The organism is Campylobacter ureolyticus (assembly GCF_027277485.1).
Classification (GTDB): Bacteria; Campylobacterota; Campylobacteria; order Campylobacterales; family Campylobacteraceae; genus Campylobacter_B; species Campylobacter_B ureolyticus_B.
In genome coordinates, this window is the sequence record NZ_JAPXGQ010000005.1 from 16294 (window position 1) to 34627 (window position 18334).

The following is an 18334-nucleotide window of genomic DNA, read 5'->3' on the forward strand; positions in this document are numbered from 1 at the left end:
AAAATATTTTAAATTCCCAAACAAACCTGTCCCGCATAAACAAAGAAATACCTCAAACAAACAACACCTGTTATTATGGCAAATGAATCAAGCACAATAAAAACTGGTCTATAAGCGTGATTTTTAAGTGCAGTCGAAGCTATAATAATTGGGGTTACAAGTCCTATTAGCACAACCCCGAACCAAAACAAAACTCCATAGGTTTGGTGAGTTAAAGCTTCTTTCGCAGAAACAGCACTATTTCCACCTTCAAAATAAAGTCCTAAAAATAAGATGATTAAAAGTGGTATTTCAAAAACAACTGCTCTTAAATCGATTTTTAAAAGGTATTTTATACTATCTTTGTTCAAATTTCCTTTAAAAAATAAAATACCAACTAAAACTGTTGTTGCAATCCCACTTGAAAAACCTGATAATAAAAATAAAATAGGCAAAACAGGAGTATTCCAAAGTGGTATTTTATATGCAGCACCAAGTAAAAATCCAGTATAAAGACCAACACAAAGTGCTAAAATAAAAATTAGATATTCTACATATTTTGCTAAATTAGAAAAAACTCTTATTAGTTTTGTAATTGGTCTTAAAAAAACTAAAAATTTAGACTTTTCTATCTCATTTTCAAAAATAATTACTGCAAATAAATAGCTAAGCGGTGTAAATATTAGTAGGCAAATTACACCTATACTCATAACAGAGGTTAAATTATATTTAATTAAAATCCAATAAAAACTAAGTGGCTTACTAAGCTCAGCTATTAATAGCAAAAGTCCAATAGTTATGGCAATAGGAGCAACTAATGCACCAGCTTTTACCATTGCATCCCAAATAGAGTTTGTATTATCACTATGCCAGTTCCACTTAACAAGAAGTGATATAATTATAGCTCCTGCACTAAGCCCTGCTAAGACTAAATATATTGCAATGTACCAACCCCAATGAATTTCACTATATTGAGTCATACTTCCCCACATATTATTCATAACGACCTCCTTTTTTATTCTCTATGAAGCCCAAATTTGGTTTTGTTCCATGATAAGCTTTAGGTATTTTTATAGCATTTTTAGAAGCTATTTTTCTAACTGGACTTTGTGGATCATTGATATCACCAAATATTAATGCATCTGTTGGACAGACACTAACACAAGCTGGATCCAAACCTCCACTAACTCTTGTTTCAAAACAAAAAGTACACTTATCAACTGCTTTTGTGATAGGATCTATAAACCTTGCATCATAAGGACAGGCTAAAATACAATATTTACAACCTATACAGGTTCTTTTATCTACCATAGTTATACCATTATCTAATTTAAAACTAGCTCCTGTTGGACAAACATCAACACAAGGGCTATTATCACACATAACACAACTATGTCTTGTAAAATCCATCTTTAAATATGGAAACTCACCTTTTAATTTTGCATGAACTTGAAGTCTATAAACACCATCTGGAACTTCATTTTCATTTCTGCAAGCAATTGAACATGCCTGACATCCAATACATAAATTTTCATCATGAATCATTGCATATTTTTTCATATTTTATCCTTTAAGCCTTACTTATTTCAACACCAACATTTGTTACCATTGTCCCACAAACCGCGCCAGAAGCAGGGTTTAATAACTTACTTTGATTTAGTCCATCACCAAAAGTTCTTTTAAGCCCACCACTAATATGCCCAAATCCATGATATACAAATAATGTATCTTCTCTAATACCCTCTGTCACCATAACGTTTGCATAAGCACTTGCAAATTTGCTTTTTACTAAAACTCTATCTCCTGTTTTTAGTCCTCTTTTTTTGGCTGCCTTTGGATGTATCCAAATAGGTGATTGGCTCATCATATCGTTTAATACTTTTATGTTTTGCGTATGTGCATTTGTATGAATTGGAGTTTTTCCGCTAGTTAAGCAAAGCTCAAACCCATCATAAGTATCCATATTATTTATATTTAAACAGCCTTCACCTGGAAGCATCTTTTCAACTTCCTCGCAAAATAGCTCTATTTTTCCGCTTGGAGTTTTAAACTTCATCTTAGAGCTCATAAACCCATCTTCATCGACAAATTTAGCAGCTTCTGGATATTTGCTAACAAATTGACTAACTGATTTTTTATCCATATAATAAAGTCTTGGTGCATCAAATTTAACATAACCATCTTTTATCAAATCTGCTAGAAGCTTATGATTTCCCTTTACTTGTTTCATTCTAAGCTCATCAATATCCTCCCACTCATAGTTTTGGTCAATATTCATACGCCTTGCAAGTTCTCTAAAAATTTCAAAGCCATTTTTTGTATCGCCAATTGGTTCAATTGCTTTATTTCTAAGTGCATAAGCAACTCCTGTGCCACTTTTATCTTGAATACTCTCATCTCTTTCTAGATATGTACTTTCAGGCAAAATAACATCAGCAAAATAGCTAAAATCGTTCATATAAATATCAACTGAAAGTATAAAATCAAGTTTTTTTATCGCTTCAATAGTTTTTTCCTCACCAGCAACATTCATTAAATGATTAAATCTCGTATTTACCCAACCTTTTACAGGATAAGGTTTTTCACTTAATATCGCAGGTGCTATCTCCATTAAAATTCCATGTTTTCTTGGGATAAAAAAGTACCTACCCTCTTCTCCGGCACCATCAATCCTTGGATCTTTTGGAACTTTAAAATTTTTATTTAAATTTGCTAAAGTTGGATAAATTTCGCTTCCGCAAAGCTCATTATAAGTATTTGCTTTTTTAGCAAATCCAATACCGCCTTTTTTTTCAAAATTTCCCATCAAGGCATTTGCTATTGCAATTGCTCTTGTTCTTTGATACTCAGCTCTTGTAGTTGTTGTTTTATGTCCCCAATCAATTACAACTGCTGGAGCCGCAGCCCAAATTTCATTTGCAATTCTCTCTACACTTGAGGCTTTAATACCAGTTAGATTTTCTTGCCACTGTGGGGTTGCATCTTTTACAGCCTCTTTTAAATTTTCAAGTCCAACTGTATATTTTTCAACAAATTCTTTATCATATTTTCCATCTCTTAGCCAAATATGAATTAAACTCATAACAAAAGCTAAATCTGTTCCTGGTCTTACTGGTAGCCACTCATCTGCTTTTGCTGCAACCACGCTAAATCTTGGTTCCAAAACTAAAAGTTTTGTATCTTCTCTAGCTGCATTTTTTGCAAGTGCTTTTGTATTTGAAATAACAATGCCTTCAAATAAGTTGTGACCGAAATTGACTATATATTTTGCATTTTTATAATCAATTTTTGGAGTAAAGCCATAAGTATGAGGAACAGCTATTTTTTCAATTATTGGACAACAGGACCAATGAGAAAAAATATTTGGACTTCCGTAACTACAGGCGAAATTTGCCATTTCTGTGTGAGAAGTTCCACTTTTTGATGTAAAAACAACCGACTTAGCACCATATTTTTCTTTTAGCTCATTTAGCTTTTTAACACAATATTCATACGCCTCTTCCCAGGTTGCTTCTCTAAATTTTCCGCTTCCTCTTTCTCCATCCCTTATTAAAGGTTTTACTAATCTTTCCTTATCATAAAGCTGATTAATTCCTGCTCCGCCTCTTGCACAAACGGATGTTTTATTGGCTGGAAATTTTGGATTTCCACTTATAAAATCACACTTTCCATCTCTAACTCTAACCTCGATTTGACATCTTGATGAACACATTTCACAAATGCTTCCTACTTTTTTGCTAGCTCCACCAACAACATCTGTTATGCCAGCATTTAGCTTTAAAGATGCCAAAGTCCCAACAGCAAAACTTGTTTTTAAAAAGTCTCGCCTTTTAAAATCACTTTCAAATTTGCTCATGACATTCCTTTTTTTAAAAAATACTTAATATCACTAAGATAATATAATTTTTCTGTAAAATTAATGTAAAAATGATATTTGAAGTTGTGTTGATTATTTGTTAAAAAAGTGTATAATCATATATAAATTCAAAATAAAGGAGTTTTTATGAGAGAATTAACTATTTTTATAGGCTCTGCTAAGTCTGCTTTAAGTCAAATAGAAAAATTAAAAGATGAAGTTTTAGAGCTTTTTGCTTTAATTAAGCAAGATGGTAAAGATGATATCTACTATAAATACAGCATAAAAGATGGTGAGTTTTTAAAATATAATTTTAAATCATTTGATGAATTAAGTGATGAAATTTCTTATATAAAAGGTCCTATTTTATTTATAGAAACCATAAAAGATGACAACACTTCAATTGATGCTTTTTTAAAACAAAATCAAAAAATATATATGCTTGAATATCTCGAACAGCTTGAAAATAATAATGAAAGCCTAAGCAAAGATGCACTAAAAGAGATAGAAAAATCGCTTAAAAAATATGAAGAAATGGCTGAAGTTATAGAAAAAGAAATTAAACATTTAAATTTATTTTTAAATTATAAAGAGTTTTTTGATGATAAAAAAGAAAATCTTATGTATGAAATCAAAAAAACAAACTTTAACTCATTAAAAGATAAAATAATGCTATTTTTTAAAGGAATAAAAGGTGGAAAAAATAGGAAAAATTATAAAGCATTGATAACAAATCAAGACTTGCAAAAAGAGTGCTGTAATAGTAAAGAATGCTGCGATAATAAAGATGAAATTAAAGAGTGTGATAGTGACAAAGATTTAAAGAAATAAATAAAAAACTTAAACCCATAATTTATCATTAAAATATGGGTTTATTTATATGAAATTTTAAGAAAACACTGAGAGATATCTCTCTCCTGTATCACATAAGATAGTAACGATTGTTTTGTCTTTATTTTCATCTCTTTTAGCTAGCAAATTTGCAGCAAAAACATTTGCTCCGCTTGAAATTCCAACTAGTAACCCCTCTTTTGTGGCTAAATCCTTAGTCGCATTAAAAGCATCTTCATCACTAATATCTAAAAACTCATCAATTACGCCTTTATCTAAGTTTTTAGGCACAAAATTTGCACCAATTCCTTGAATTTTGTGACTTCCTGCCTCTTTTTTTGTAAGAAGTGGTGATGAGAATGGCTCAACGGCTACAACTTTAATATTAGGATTATAATTTTTTAAAGCTTTTCCTACGCCACTTACAGTTCCACCTGTTCCAAAACCAGCTACAAAAATATCAACTTTTCCATCAGTATCTTTTAAAATTTCCATTGCGGTAGTAAGTTCGTGGATTTTTGGATTTGCTGGATTGTCAAACTGGCTTGGGATAAATGAATTTGTAGTTTTGCTGGCTATATTTTTACTCTCTTCAACAGCTCCTTTCATACCAAGAGAAGGATCTGTCAAAACAAGCTTAGCTCCATATATTTTTAAAAGTTTTTGCCTTTCTATGCTCATAGAACTTGGCATAGTTAAAATAAGTTTAAGCCCATAATAAGCACATACCATAGCAAGCCCAACACCAGTATTTCCACTAGTTGGCTCGATAATAGTAGTGTTTTTATCAATTTTGCCTTTTTTTATAGCATCATCTATCATAGAAAAAGCAATTCTGTCTTTTATGCTATGGCTTGGGTTTAAAAACTCCGCTTTTGCTAAAATTTCAGCATTTTTTGAAAAACTATTAATTCTTACAAGTGGGGTATTCCCGATTAAATTTATAACGCTAGAAGCTACTTTCATATGTGTCCTTTTTCTAGATAGTAAAATTTAAATTTTTTAACTATCTTCTGTTATTTTTATGATATCGCTTATGGATGAACTAAATACTTCTTCAAGTTTTTTATCACCATTTTTAAAAAATTGCTGTAGTATTTCATCCTTAACGTCTAAATTTGTCATCTTAAAATCTTTTTCTAATGTATAAAAAACATCATAAAAACTTATCTTCTCGGCTGGTTTTCTTAAAAAATATCCACCGTTTTTACCTTTTTTACTAGAAATTATCTTTGAATTTCTTAAATCATTCAAAATTTGCTCTAAATATCCTTTTGAAACCCCTGTTTTATCAGATATATCTTTTATGGAAATTGGTGCAAATTTGCTAGCATTAGCTATTTGAGCAATAGCCATAAGCCCATAAACTCCTTTAGTTGTCAAAATTGGCATTATTCTAATCCCTTCTTTAAGTCATCTATTAAATCATCTGCATTTTCAAGACCTATACTAAGTCTAATAAGCCCATCTTTTATACCGGCTTTTTCAAGCTCATCTTTACTTAGTTGAGAGTGCGTTGTAGAAGCTGGGTGAGTTATGATTGATTTACTATCTCCGATGTTTACAACAACTGAGAAAAGCTTAACTTTATCTGAAATTTCTCTTGCTTTTTCGTAGCTTTCAACCTCAAAAGCTAAAAGCCCGCTAGCCATTCCATCTTTAAATTTTGATTTTATAATACTGTTTGAGCTTGAACTACTAAGTCCTGGATAATTTACACTTTTTACCAAAGGGTGATTTTCCAAAAACTGAGCTACTTTTAAGGCACTTTGTGAGTGTTTCGCAACTCTTAAGTCTAATGTTTCAAGTCCTTGAATAAGCTGAAAAGCATTAAATGGAGATAGAGCAAAACCAAAATCTCTCATCAAGCCAAATCTAGCTCTTAAGATAAATATATCAAAACTATCAACTAAATCAGCATAAACAAGCCCGTGATAACTCTCATCAGGTTCGTTAAAGTGTTGATATCTTGGATTGTCTTTTAAAAATTTATTTAAATTCTTATTGGCTATGACAACTCCACCCAAGCTCAAACCTTGACCGCTTATATATTTACTAGCACTATGAATTACAACACTAACTCCATCTTTTAAAGGGTTGTAAAGCGTAGGTGTTGCAACTGTATTATCAGCAATTGTTGCAACTTTAAATTTATTTGCGATTTTTACTATCTCATCAACTTTTGCAACTGAAATTTGAGGGTTTGACAGAGTTTCAAAAAGTATAGCTTTTGTATTATCATCTATCAAATTTTCTAAATTTTCAGGATTTTCGGGATCGAAAATCTTAGTTTTTATACCAAATCTTTTAAGACTATAAGCAATTAAAGTCGTGCTTCCGCCATAAACTTTATCTGAAAGTATGACATTATCGCCATTTGCAGCTAAATTTGCAATCGACATAAAAGTTGCAGCTTGTCCACTTGAAGTAGCGATAGCATCACTTCCTTCTTCTAATGCACAAATTCTTTTTTCAAAAACTTCGGTTGTTGGGTTTGTAAGTCTTGTATAAATAGGTCCAATGTCTTTTAATGCAAATCTATCAGCCGCCATTTTGGCACTTCCAAAATCATAAGCTGTATTAAAATAAATTGGAACTGCCATAGTCCCATAGCCTAGTTTTGAGTCATATCCAAAGTGGGTCGCAATAGTATCTTTTTGCATAGTCATTCCTTGTTATTAAAAATGCTTCGAAATTATATTACAAAGTATATAAGAAGTCAATATTATTAATATATAAAAATCAATATTATTTAAAATATCTTTATAATAAATAACTAAATATATTTGCAAAAATAACCAATTATTTATTGTAATAAATTTCAAATATTTCTAATAATAGCATAATTTTATATATTTAAAAAATAATAAAATTTAAGCCAAATTTAAACAAAAAAGTTATAGAATATCAGCTTTGAAAGTCTCATTAGCTCAGTTGGTAGAGCATCTGACTCTTAATCAGAGGGCCGCAGGTTCGAACCCCGCATGGGACACCAGCTTTTGAGCAAATTGTTGCTTTTAAATAAAATAATTTGTGGCCCTTTCGTCTAGCGGTTAGGACATCGGCCTCTCACGCCGGCAACACGAGTTCGATTCTCGTAAGGGTCACCATGCAATAAATATCTAATAAAATACAACTAAAAATCAACAACTTTAAATGCAGAAAATAACACAATTTAATGGCCATTTTAAGGACTATGTTTAAGTTTTTTTAAAGCTTACTTATAGACTTCGAAAAAGCTTATAAAATGCTTAATTTATGGCTTTGGAATGCAAAAGTATGACCTGAAAGTATGACTTTGAAAAATGGCCTTGCTTTTTTTATGCAAACATGCAAGAATCATCGTATAAGTAATTAAGAGGATTTAGACGATGAATAAATTATGCAATTCATACATTATACGCATGCCTTATAGCGATAAATTAGAATGCTTAGGTGATGGGATTTACGTAAAACAAGTAAAAAGGAAAGTCCCATATCTGAGCATTCTAACTACAGAAATAGAAAAAAAGCTAATCTATCGTAAAAAAATTGGTGGAAAACTAAAGCAGTGTGTGCTAGGGATTTATCCAACAATAAAAATAGAGGATGCAATCCGAAAATCGATTGAAATAGGTCAAGAGTGGCAAAATCAAGAAAACGCACCCAGATCATACACTTTTTCAGATCTTTTTATTGCGATGTTAAAGGAAAAAGGATACAACGTAAAACCAAATACAGTCGAAAACTATGAAAAACGTTTTCGAACAAAAGCATTTGATTCGCTACGAAATAAACCTATTGATCAAATAGAAGTATCTGATATCTGGAAAGTGTTGGATAGTTATTCAAATAAATATGAATCAAAGAAAAAGGTGCGAACCATAATATCGGAGGTATTCAAGTATGCTCAAAAAAGAGGCTTGGTTAAAGAAAACATAACACCAAATTTGTCTGAAATTTCAGGTAAAAAAGCAGAATATCATAGCTATCTAGACCCTCGATTTCCAGAATCTCTCATTTCGTATTTGAAATTTATCGAGACAATAGAAAAAGAAAACATTCGAACAGCCTTGCTATTGAATTTGCTTGTTCCGTTAAGGGCTGCTAATTTGTTGTTAATCTCGGCAGATAGGCTTGTTACGGTAGATGACATCCCATGCCTATACATTGAGGCTGAAAGAATGAAAGGTGGAAAAGCAGGTGAAATGTCAAACACCTACCCTATTTCAAGCGAAATTTATGATTTTATTGAAAAAATAGGCAAGATTAATTTTACGTCTTCAACAAACCTAAATCGATATATAAGAAAATTTAAACACGATAAAATCATAGGAGCAAAGCCCTATATGACTCTGCACTCAGCAAGATCCATTTTTGCCAGCCATGTTCAATTCTATGGGGGCGATATAGTTGGAAGTGAAAACCTTTTAAGTCATTCAGGTGTGGCTGGAGCTAGCTCTGTAGCAAAACATTATTATAGAAGTACTCCCTACAAAAGGGGTCATAAAGTAGCCGAGTGGTGGTTTTCGTATATAAAAGATATTTGCATAAAAAATAATATAAATTTGTTTGATATATTTGAAGGGGCTGACGATGATTAAGCCCCTCGCAATAATAAGTAATTATGGACATTATAATATAAGTTCACTTAATTTTAGCTTAATGTGGATAAAAAATGGTTTAAAAAATGGTTTAAGTTTCACGCACAAAAAAACTAAAAAAAATGAAAATAAAAAAAACTTTTTTAATGTGGTTACAGGGTGTGCAGGGTGGCAATCCCATTTTAAGGGCAAAGTGTGGTGTGCATTCAGGTTACATGCGGTTACATGCGGTTACAATCGAGTAAATGCCCTTATAATAGTATTTTCATACTTTAAGAAAACTTTGAAAGAAGGAGGAAAAAGTGTAAAATTTTGAATTTTGAGGCTAAAATAATAGCATAGTTAAATGGTATATGTTTTTAAGTTTCACGCTTAATTTTTTAAAATAAATATATAAAAAAGGAAATAAAATGAGTAAAAACGATAAATTACCTGAAAGTTTAATTAAAGATGGGGTGGCAGCCTTAAAAACCACCCCTAAAAACAACACTGATATTGTATCGAAAATAACTGAAATAGACCTAAATTTACCGATTGTATCGGCAAAATTTGGATATTTTTTTGACAATTCTATTTCAAAGTTTGTTCAATATGATAATGTTAAAAACAGTGTTAGTGCTGTTGACTTTGTTCAAATAATGAGAGATATATCATCTGATTCTGAAATGAAATCCAAACTTGTTGAATTCGACCCAAAAACAGAGCGATATGTGCTAGTTTCTAGATCAAAAATACGAGAGGATAAGCAATATATAGGGTCAGCAAGATTCATATTTGACCCATTTTCAGATGAAAAAATTAAATTTAATCAAAATGAATATATAGTAAATTTATATGAAAAATCAGACTTCTATAAAAAATACGAATCAAAAAGTATAAAAAAGCTAGATAAACACCCAAATATAGACCTTTTGCTTGGAAATTTGTTCCCAGGAAAAGATGACCTTGAATATTTTTTAAACTGGTTTGCATATATCTTACAGCGAAGGCAAAAAACAGGTACAGCAATTTTAGTGTATGGAATTCAAGGCACAGGGAAGGGGGTACTTTTTGAGGAGATCATCAGATATGCCTTTGGAATTAAAAACACTATGACGCTTTATCAGCAAAACCTTGATAGCAAATTCACCCCACGAGGCATTGAAAACACGCTATTTTGTTGTTGTAACGAGGTTAAAGTGGACCATAGAAAAGATGGAAATTCGAGTTCAGAACGTCTGAAAAGCTGGATCACAGACCCATTCTATTCAATCGAACAAAAATACCAAGATTGCAGGGATGCAAAAAATTACACAAATTTTATATTTTTCTCAAATTCTGAAACTCCACTTCAAATTCAGCAAACAGACAGGCGATTTAGCGTTTTCCAATCGTCGGACATCAGCCTGAAAGAGAGATGTGAAAGCGATGAAATGACCACAGCAGAGTTGGTTGAAAAAATACATGTTGAGCGAGATAGTTTTTTACAGGGAATAATGGAGTTAGAAGTAGATGAGGAAAAAGCTAAGCGTTGTAAGGAAAGTGTCCAAAAAAGGGCAATCCAAAAAGCCACAACCTCGAAATTAGAAAATTTAATATCAGACCTTAAAAACTTAGTAAATCCTAATACAACTTCCACTTTTCAAAGTGATTTCATTGAAATAGCGAACCTAATTATTGAGAATAATTATGATGAAGAAAGACCTTCAAAAGAGTACATTGCACTCTGGAATCTGGCAAATAAAATAGGATTTGATGTAAAGGATGCACCAATAACAGAAATAGCAGAATCTTTGACTAAAACTATCACAAATGATATATATGATCATCAAGGAATTCGAGCCTCTATTTTGCCTTTTCTTTATCAGGTTTTTGTAAGATCTGATGAAACCTCGCAAACTATTTTTGTCAATTTAGGGAAATTTTTTGATGCTGCAATAACTGTTCGAGAAGGTGAAAAAAATTTAAAAATGAGAAAATTTTTAAATTTTAGCTTGAAGGTTTTGCCGTTTTAATTTCAAAAAAATAGGAGAATTTTTTTCTCCTATTTTATCTGTTTTTCATTTACTTTCATTTATCTTTTATTTACTATATTTTCTTAAAAAAAGAGAGATGGATCTGCTGAATTTCATAATGACTGGAAGTCACATCCAATATCAAACCATATTAGAATTCATCACTAGGCGTTAGAATATTTATCTTAATTCTAACTTAAAATATGATATCATATATCTGACATCATAAATCATCTCATCATAAAAGAAAAAAGAAAGCTTATTTTTTATAGCCCTCGGCAGAGCATATTGGCGTTTCTAACGCCTAATATGTCTATTAGTCTTTAAATTTTATTTGGTAGCAAAAATAAGCTTTATCTCATTCATCATGTCGCTATTATTTTTATTTATCATAAATAATATATCATAAATAATATATCATATATCATAGATAATAAATATTATTTCATAAATAATATATCATAAATCATAAATAATATATATTATATAATATATCATAAATCATAAATAATATATATTATTAATTTTAGCTTAATATTTTCATTTACTTTTTTATCTACTTTATAGCCTATGTAGGCGTTATACTAAATTCTATAAGTTATATCTTGATAGCTATTATTAAAAATGGTGTGAAATTCTACCCTCGGAGAGGGATATATTTTGAGTTTAGTTCTCAAAATATATCCAAAAAAGTATCATCATCTTTTTTATCTTTTTGAGTTTTGTTCTCAATTTCTAGCTGTTCATTTTCAATTTTTTGATAGAATTCTTTGACGATTGAATCTACCTTGATCGCTTTTATTCCTGCGGCACAATATAGGTGCTTTACACTTCTAGCTCTCGAAACTGCCGTGTAGAGTTGCCCTGACTCGAAAAATCCACCTGTGCCTGAACCTATCCAGACCCTGTCTATACTTGAACCCTGAGATTTGTGGACTGTGATCGCGTATGCTGGGCTTATTGGATACTGCTTGAAAATGAAAGTAGCAATTACGTTGTCGCTTTCATCTCTAATGTTTAAATTTGGACCTGCCTCTACCTTTTCAATTAAAATTTCATCTCCATCGTCCTTAATACACACTAGGTTTCCATTCTTGGCTATTTCTCTAATTGTTGCATGAGTTCCGTTTACATATCCTTCTTTTGGTTTATTCACGCGCGTCATCACCCTCATACCTTCAAAAAGCTCCATATCAGAGTATTCAAGTTTCTTTTTATGTTTTTTTATAGCCTCTTCAAAGCTGTCTATAGCACTGCCGTTTTTTTGAATGTCAGCACAACAATACTTCACCCATTTTGCATCCTTTTTAAACTTTTCTATCATTCTTTCGTTGTATTTATTTACTTCCCTATTTTTGGTGAATAAGTGCGTAAAAGTGCTTTCATCGCCTCTAGGCTTTATATTTACAGTGCGAAAAAATTTGTCAACGCTTTTATCTATGTCGCCCCATTCATCTTTGACCCTTCCATCTCTTATTTTCATTTGAACTTCTGAAAATTCTAAATCGTCAGTTCTCTGAATTTTTGTCAACTCTAAGCACTCAAACTCCCTAAATTTAGGGGATAAGAAACAATAATCTCTTTGAATTTCCCCTTCTTCTGGGACTGGAGGCAACTGATAAAAATCCCCAGAGAGTATTATTTTCCCACAATATCCTATTTTTTCTATTTTGCTCAGAATTCTTTCAAAAATCTCAGAAGATAGCATTGAAATTTCGTCCACCACAATTACTTTTGTCCCACCCAGCAATCGACGTAGGTATGAATTTGCTATCTGCCATATTTCCTCTGCTTTTTCAGGGTCATTTTTGCACCTTTTAAGATGTGTTTCAAAAAAATCAGCTCTTTCAAATTCAGAAATATCATCTACGCCAGACACATCTTGTTCCCAAAATTCATCACAGATTAGGCGATTTGCACTTCCTCTTTGCCATTTTTCGAAATTTTCATTTTCCTCTGGTGTTAATTTATATGCTTTTTTTAGAAAATTTTCAATGACAGCCCAATATTCTTCCTGTTCTGTTTTTGTGTAGTCAATCATGAATGCTGAATATACGGTCTTTCCACCTATTATTTCTGCTGCTTTCCAGGTTGAAGCCGTTCGCAGTACTTCTTTTTCATCATATTTTGTGCAAAATTGATTTACAGAATATGACTTCCCAGTCCCACCAGCTCCAGTAATGAACACTCTGTTATTTTTCTCAAAAAATTCAATGGGGTCAACATCTTTCATATTATTTTCCACCTCGCTTTGACTTAAAATTCTCAATTATCTCACTTTTTTTATAGCCCAATTCTTTAAAACTCACATTGCGATTAAACACTGTAAACCCCATTCCATCGAGTTTTACAGGGCTTATCGTTACCTCTTTTCCTGCCTTGTCTTTACCTTTTCTTTTACCCAAACCTAATTCCTGACACAAAAAATCATTAAAGGTTTTGTCATTTTTCACATCAGGATTTTTTAGAGCTTTTTCAACTGCTGATTTTATTTTTTCATAATTTAATGTTAAATAATCTAACCCATATCCTCGTAGCAAAACATCACCCAAATCACGCCAACTAGCACATTTGAGTTGTTTTTTCAAATATTGCGCAGGGGTATAACTTACCCTTTTTCCTTCCGAATCGTTCATGTTCACGACGGCATTATCATTTTCACACCTGATATAAGCAATATCTTTCCCTCTCCAAGTTCCTCCAGCGTCCTTCTTTAGGTGTGGTTCAAATCTTGAAATTAAATACTCAATGTCATAATCGTTGTTTAATTTTTCAAAATCAAGTAAAATTAAAGCATCTGAAACTCCCATAGGTTGGTTATTTACTTTGATTTGACTTGGTTGAATTAGATGACTTCCAGTCATCTGAATATCAGCTGTTACTCTCTTTTCTTTCTCTTTTTCTTTCTGTTCTCTATAAAATTCCAAATATTCAACTATTTTGCCTGAATCTAAAATGCCTTTATTGCTCCCAAAATAAAGGCTTTGCTTGTGTTTTGATGATTGCGAAGTGTAAAACATTTGACCATAGTTTAAGGCATTTTTATCATATTTTCCATAGATTTCATCGTTTTTTAAAATTTCCAAAATATGCCCTGAAATAGCCCTATATTCGTCATTTGTGAGTTTTTCAAATATAGGTGCCGATATTGGAATAACAAGTCTGAATTTATTTTCTCCTTGTGGGTTATGTCTTGAAGTGGTCGATATTAAGCTCTTAAAATTTTGAGTTTCAAGAAAATCGCTTACATCTTGTAATAAAATATCGTGGTCAAAGTCAAAAACTAGAAAATTCAAAGAACTTATATTCTCTCTTTTTCTATAACCATTTGAAAAGGTAACATTTGAATAACTGGCTATTTTAGAGCATTCGCACATATTTGCTATTCTAGTCCATTCTACATTTTCAGCCTCAACCCAGCCAGTTAGTCCTCGATATTCTATTTTATTTTCTTTTCGAGAAATTTCGCTCATATCTTGGCAATATGAAGTATTCAAAAACACCTCACAATCGAGTTTTGGAGGCGTAATAAAATAGTCAATATTGTCAAATTTGGACATTTTTAGGGATGGTTTTTTCATCCCACCAATTTCATCATCTCTTAAAATTTCCATTTTAACTCCCTTTAGAACCCCATTACATCGACTTTTATGTCAACTTTTTCAACTTCTTTTTCAATGTTTTCCAATTCCTCTTTAAATTTCTCAAAGCCAAAAATATTGTATTTTCCACTCAACATTAGCTCTCTATTTACGCCATCTCCACTTGCACCAAATAGCCTATTTATGCTACTTCTGTAACTTTTTGAGCTTTTTTTCTCAACGAATTCTCTCAGCATTTCCTCTTTTTCTTGGCTTGTGAGCTTTCTTGTTTGCTTTACTTCTTTTTTAGGTTCCTCTATTGCTTTATCTTGGATAGTTGTTTGATGCTGAATTTCAGATGTCGGAGACATATTCATCTTTGTGTTTTCTTTGACTTTTGTTACCTCTATTCCTGTTGGTAGGTTTAATTTCTGACCTGCATAGATTAGATTTTTGTCCTTAATTTGGGGGTTTTCTTGCATTATAGCGTCTATTGAAGTATTGAATTTTCGCGCTATATAGGTTAAATTTTCACCACGCTGGATAGTATATTCAGCCTTTTTAGGATATACCTTATTTTTTAAATTTTCAATAGCTTTTTTGTCGCTTTCACTTGCATTTGTCTTTGAAAATTCATCACATAGCCGATTGAAATTATGTTCTGAAATGATTGATTTAAGGTTGTTCTCGGTTATTTTCTCATCCTTAATTTTGTATGGTCTTGTATTAATCCCTGCGTTCTCAAATATGTGGTCATAGTCTATTTTAGGCTCATCGGCAGGTTTTACTTTTTCTATGATAATTGGTTCCTCTCTTGGCGAATTCAGGTTCATCGCCCCTTGTACTACATTTTCTCTTGTATCATCTATGTTTAAGTTTAAATTTTTTAGCTCATCCATATCCTGTTGTTCTTCCACAATTAAATTGGCATATTTTAGGTTTTCATCTCTCATTATATAGTTGATATTTTCGATGAAATTATTTGAATTTTGATGTTTTATCCCACTTCCAAAAAACTCATATACAGGCTTAATTTGGCTGTTTTCAGCCACTTTTGCCTGATTTTCAGGGGTGAAAGATTTTTGATAAACAGAGATATAGTGTGATTTTACAAGCGTCTCAAGTGCTTTTTCTTGGTCTTTTGGGGCTATTTTATCCATTTTCATGAATATCCATTCGTTCAATTCAGGATTTTCTTTTATTCGCTTTAAATCACCTTGCACTAAGGTGTCGATTATGCCCTGTGTATCGCCGATTTGCTCGAACTTAAATTCACTTGCTTTTTGGAAATTCCATGAAAATGGGTTGATCTGATTTCTTTTTGCTTTCTCATTTCTATATTCATCGCCTATCTTTTGCCTGATTGCATAAACATCATCAACGCCCCCAAAATAAGAGCCTAGACTATCAAATTCTTTGAAACCTAGTCGATTTAAAAGAACACTTGATATCAAACCTCTTTCTTCTCTTTCATTTCTTGAAACATCATGAATTAGTCTCAATTCATCACTTGAGATATAGGCATCTCCAACACCCCTATAATTCGCTACTGTGGCTCGTATTTTTGGGTCTAGTTTAGACCAACCCTGGCTAAATTTTTCATAGTTAAAATTTATTTTTTTCATTTTATATTCCTTTGTTTGTTAAATTATTTTGTTGTAATTTTTCTTCTAGTTTTTTATTAAAATCATCAAATTGATATTGAAGATTTTCAAAAAATTCATCTGTCAAACTGCCTGTACGAGCTGAGTCTTCAAAAAATTTTCTACTTTTTTTAACCATATTTAGAGTTTCTTCATCATTTTTAACTTGCTGTTCATATCCATAAAATATCGCTTTCACGTTATTTGATAGCATTTCTCTGGATTTTGCGAGAGTAGAATACTCCGTATTTTGAAGTTCAGCTCTACAACTTTCTATCTCATTTTCAGCATATTTTTTTGCTTTAAAAGCTCTCCAATCAAGCCTTTTAGAGCCTGGTACACCACGCTCCATATTTAGAATTTCTGATGTCATACTTTGGAGCTTTTTCAAATCACTCGAGCCCATCGAATAGCCACTGCGTCGCCATTTGCTAGGGTCCCGTAAGGTGCAGAATGTCATGTGACAATGGTAGTTTCGTATAGGTTTAAATTCATTTACATCGTGAACATCAAAGAATTTTTTTCCTGTTTTTCTCGCTTTTTGTAATCTGCCATTTTGATATCCACCACCCTCTAATTCCCACGCCACGCCATTTTCATCTATCTCGAAATCAATCTGAGGTGTGAAAATTTTTCCATCTTGAATTCTTTTCAAAACCCCCTCATCCTTGTGCACTGAAAATGATAATGGCTCATAGCCAAACTCGAAATATACAGCATTCCCAAGCTCTATCAACTGATCTAGAGTGGTCGTCTGATCACAATTCACAATGGCTTCACGAATGTTGTTTGTTATCAAGGGTTTTTTACCTTTTTTTCCCTCGCAATATTCTTGAAATTTTGAATCAAACACTTCCTGAGCATATTTGACAGATGAATCCCCCCAATATTCATTATTTTCTTGAAACTCAACTGGCAAAAGATGTGGTACATAGGCTTTTCTTTCATTGTGTGCTTGCGTTTTTTTCCAATTGCTTTCACTTGGAGAACCAAAATAGAAGCAAGCTTTTCTTTTTTCCATCTTTTTTACCTTTCTAATAATACTAAGTATTATTTATATTTAATTTTCTAATAAAAATATAGCATGATTCATTACAAAAAATCAAGGGTATTTTTTAATATTTTTTTTAATCATTTTTTAAGGTAATTTATATTATAATATTCCCATACATAGGACATTTAGAACACTTAATATTACTTTTTTATTTACTAAAAATCTTGAATATAGCCTATATAGGCTTTATGATTTATTCTAGTATTATTTTTTATAGTTTTTTATGTTTTTAAAATAATACTGAACTTTTTTAAAAAATAAAAAAACAACAGGGTCAAATTTATAAAGTAAATGAATAGTTAATGATTTTAAGAGCTTTTTTAGTTTTTTAGCAGAATTCATCATTTTTATGTCAAATTTACACTATTTTTAAGTTTAGTTTAAGAGTTTATTAAAATAATAGAGAATTTTCTAACGCCTATTACCTATATGTATTCTTTTATGTATTTTTTCTTTCCTTGCTACTCTTCTCTTATCTGCCCTATCCCAGTCCCAGTTAAGGAATTTTTGTTTTATGCTACGATATTCGCCCTTTGTAAAATGGTTAATATCATTACATATCTCTTCAATAGATAACTCTAATCTATAAGCGGCACTGCTTTTATGATAAGATGTTCCAATCTTATCTGCTATATGATTTTGAAATATCTCATATATGAAAGGTTTTCCACCACACTGCTCTATTTTTTCTATCGTTTTATCAGATAAAACAATATCTTGTCTGCCGCACTCATTTAGTGTCAAGCCATATGTATTGACATAGGTTTCAATTGTATCATCTGAATATATTTCATACACTTCCATATCTTATTT

14 protein-coding genes and 2 tRNA genes are annotated in these 18334 nt (G+C 31.6%); 5 read left to right on the forward strand and 11 right to left on the reverse strand.

Features of this window, described 5'->3' with window-relative positions; genetic code table 11:
- Nucleotides 1-8 precede the first annotated feature (8 nt).
- From nrfD to phsA, 3 genes are read right to left on the reverse strand one after another with little or no spacing between them, the layout of a single operon-like run.
- A complete protein-coding gene (gene nrfD, locus O6B72_RS03575) occupies nucleotides 9-980 on the reverse strand; it encodes an NrfD/PsrC family molybdoenzyme membrane anchor subunit (protein ID WP_269492236.1) in 972 nt (323 codons plus the stop codon).
- Nucleotides 973-1539: a 4Fe-4S dicluster domain-containing protein gene (locus tag O6B72_RS03580; protein WP_050335178.1), complete on the reverse strand. Its 567-nt coding sequence runs from the start codon at nucleotides 1537-1539 to the stop codon at nucleotides 973-975. Before O6B72_RS03580 ends, nrfD begins: the two co-directional genes overlap by 8 nt.
- Before the next feature lie 10 nt (nucleotides 1540-1549).
- A complete protein-coding gene (phsA, locus tag O6B72_RS03585) occupies nucleotides 1550-3835 on the reverse strand; it encodes a thiosulfate reductase PhsA (protein ID WP_269492237.1) in 2286 nt (761 codons plus the stop codon).
- Between the two features lie 147 nt (nucleotides 3836-3982).
- Here phsA and O6B72_RS03590 point away from each other — a divergent pair, with 147 nt between their 5' ends.
- Entirely contained in the window at nucleotides 3983-4666 is a 684-nt protein-coding gene (locus O6B72_RS03590) for a hypothetical protein (protein WP_269492238.1), read from the forward strand.
- Between the two features lie 57 nt (nucleotides 4667-4723).
- On the opposite strand, the gene cysK is transcribed toward O6B72_RS03590, so the two are convergent.
- From cysK to O6B72_RS03605, 3 genes are read right to left on the reverse strand one after another with little or no spacing between them, the layout of a single operon-like run.
- Complete coding sequence (cysK, locus tag O6B72_RS03595) at nucleotides 4724-5632, reverse strand: cysteine synthase A (protein WP_269492239.1); 909 nt, start codon at nucleotides 5630-5632, stop codon at nucleotides 4724-4726.
- Nucleotides 5633-5668: 36 nt separating this feature from the next.
- The gene (locus O6B72_RS03600) at nucleotides 5669-6058 is read right to left on the reverse strand and encodes an RrF2 family transcriptional regulator (protein WP_269492240.1); all 390 of its coding nucleotides are present in this window, start codon (nucleotides 6056-6058) and stop codon (nucleotides 5669-5671) included.
- Nucleotides 6058-7329 (reverse strand): O-acetylhomoserine aminocarboxypropyltransferase/cysteine synthase family protein, encoded by a 1272-nt coding sequence (locus O6B72_RS03605; RefSeq protein WP_269487327.1) that lies wholly within the window; start codon nucleotides 7327-7329, stop codon nucleotides 6058-6060. Before O6B72_RS03605 ends, O6B72_RS03600 begins: the two co-directional genes overlap by 1 nt.
- Nucleotides 7330-7585: 256 nt before the next feature.
- On the opposite strand from O6B72_RS03605, the gene O6B72_RS03610 reads away from it, so the two are divergent.
- From O6B72_RS03610 to O6B72_RS03625, 4 genes are all read left to right on the forward strand, one after another.
- Nucleotides 7586-7661 (forward strand) — tRNA-Lys (locus O6B72_RS03610).
- Nucleotides 7662-7701: 40 nt separating this feature from the next.
- Nucleotides 7702-7776: transfer RNA gene (locus tag O6B72_RS03615), tRNA-Glu, on the forward strand.
- Nucleotides 7777-8037: 261 nt separating this feature from the next.
- Nucleotides 8038-9249 (forward strand): tyrosine-type recombinase/integrase, encoded by a 1212-nt coding sequence (locus O6B72_RS03620; RefSeq protein WP_269492241.1) that lies wholly within the window; start codon nucleotides 8038-8040, stop codon nucleotides 9247-9249.
- Between the two features lie 410 nt (nucleotides 9250-9659).
- Nucleotides 9660-11243: a primase-helicase family protein gene (locus O6B72_RS03625; RefSeq protein ID WP_269492242.1), complete on the forward strand. Its 1584-nt coding sequence runs from the start codon at nucleotides 9660-9662 to the stop codon at nucleotides 11241-11243.
- Between the two features lie 673 nt (nucleotides 11244-11916).
- Here the strand turns inward: O6B72_RS03625 and O6B72_RS03630 are convergent.
- From O6B72_RS03630 to O6B72_RS03650, 5 genes are all read right to left on the reverse strand, one after another.
- The gene (locus O6B72_RS03630; RefSeq protein ID WP_269492243.1) at nucleotides 11917-13476 is read right to left on the reverse strand and encodes an AAA family ATPase; all 1560 of its coding nucleotides are present in this window, start codon (nucleotides 13474-13476) and stop codon (nucleotides 11917-11919) included.
- Between the two features lies 1 nt (nucleotide 13477).
- Nucleotides 13478-14857: a hypothetical protein gene (locus tag O6B72_RS03635; protein WP_269492245.1), complete on the reverse strand. Its 1380-nt coding sequence runs from the start codon at nucleotides 14855-14857 to the stop codon at nucleotides 13478-13480.
- A gap of 11 nt (nucleotides 14858-14868) precedes the next feature.
- The gene (locus O6B72_RS03640) at nucleotides 14869-16449 is read right to left on the reverse strand and encodes a LysM peptidoglycan-binding domain-containing protein (protein WP_269492246.1); all 1581 of its coding nucleotides are present in this window, start codon (nucleotides 16447-16449) and stop codon (nucleotides 14869-14871) included.
- 1 nt (nucleotide 16450) lies between these two features.
- Nucleotides 16451-17488: a hypothetical protein gene (locus O6B72_RS03645; protein ID WP_269492247.1), complete on the reverse strand. Its 1038-nt coding sequence runs from the start codon at nucleotides 17486-17488 to the stop codon at nucleotides 16451-16453.
- 444 nt (nucleotides 17489-17932) lie between these two features.
- On the reverse strand, nucleotides 17933-18325 hold the full coding sequence (locus O6B72_RS03650) for a hypothetical protein (protein WP_269492248.1): 393 nt from the start codon (nucleotides 18323-18325) through the stop codon (nucleotides 17933-17935).
- Nucleotides 18326-18334: the final 9 nt, after the last annotated feature.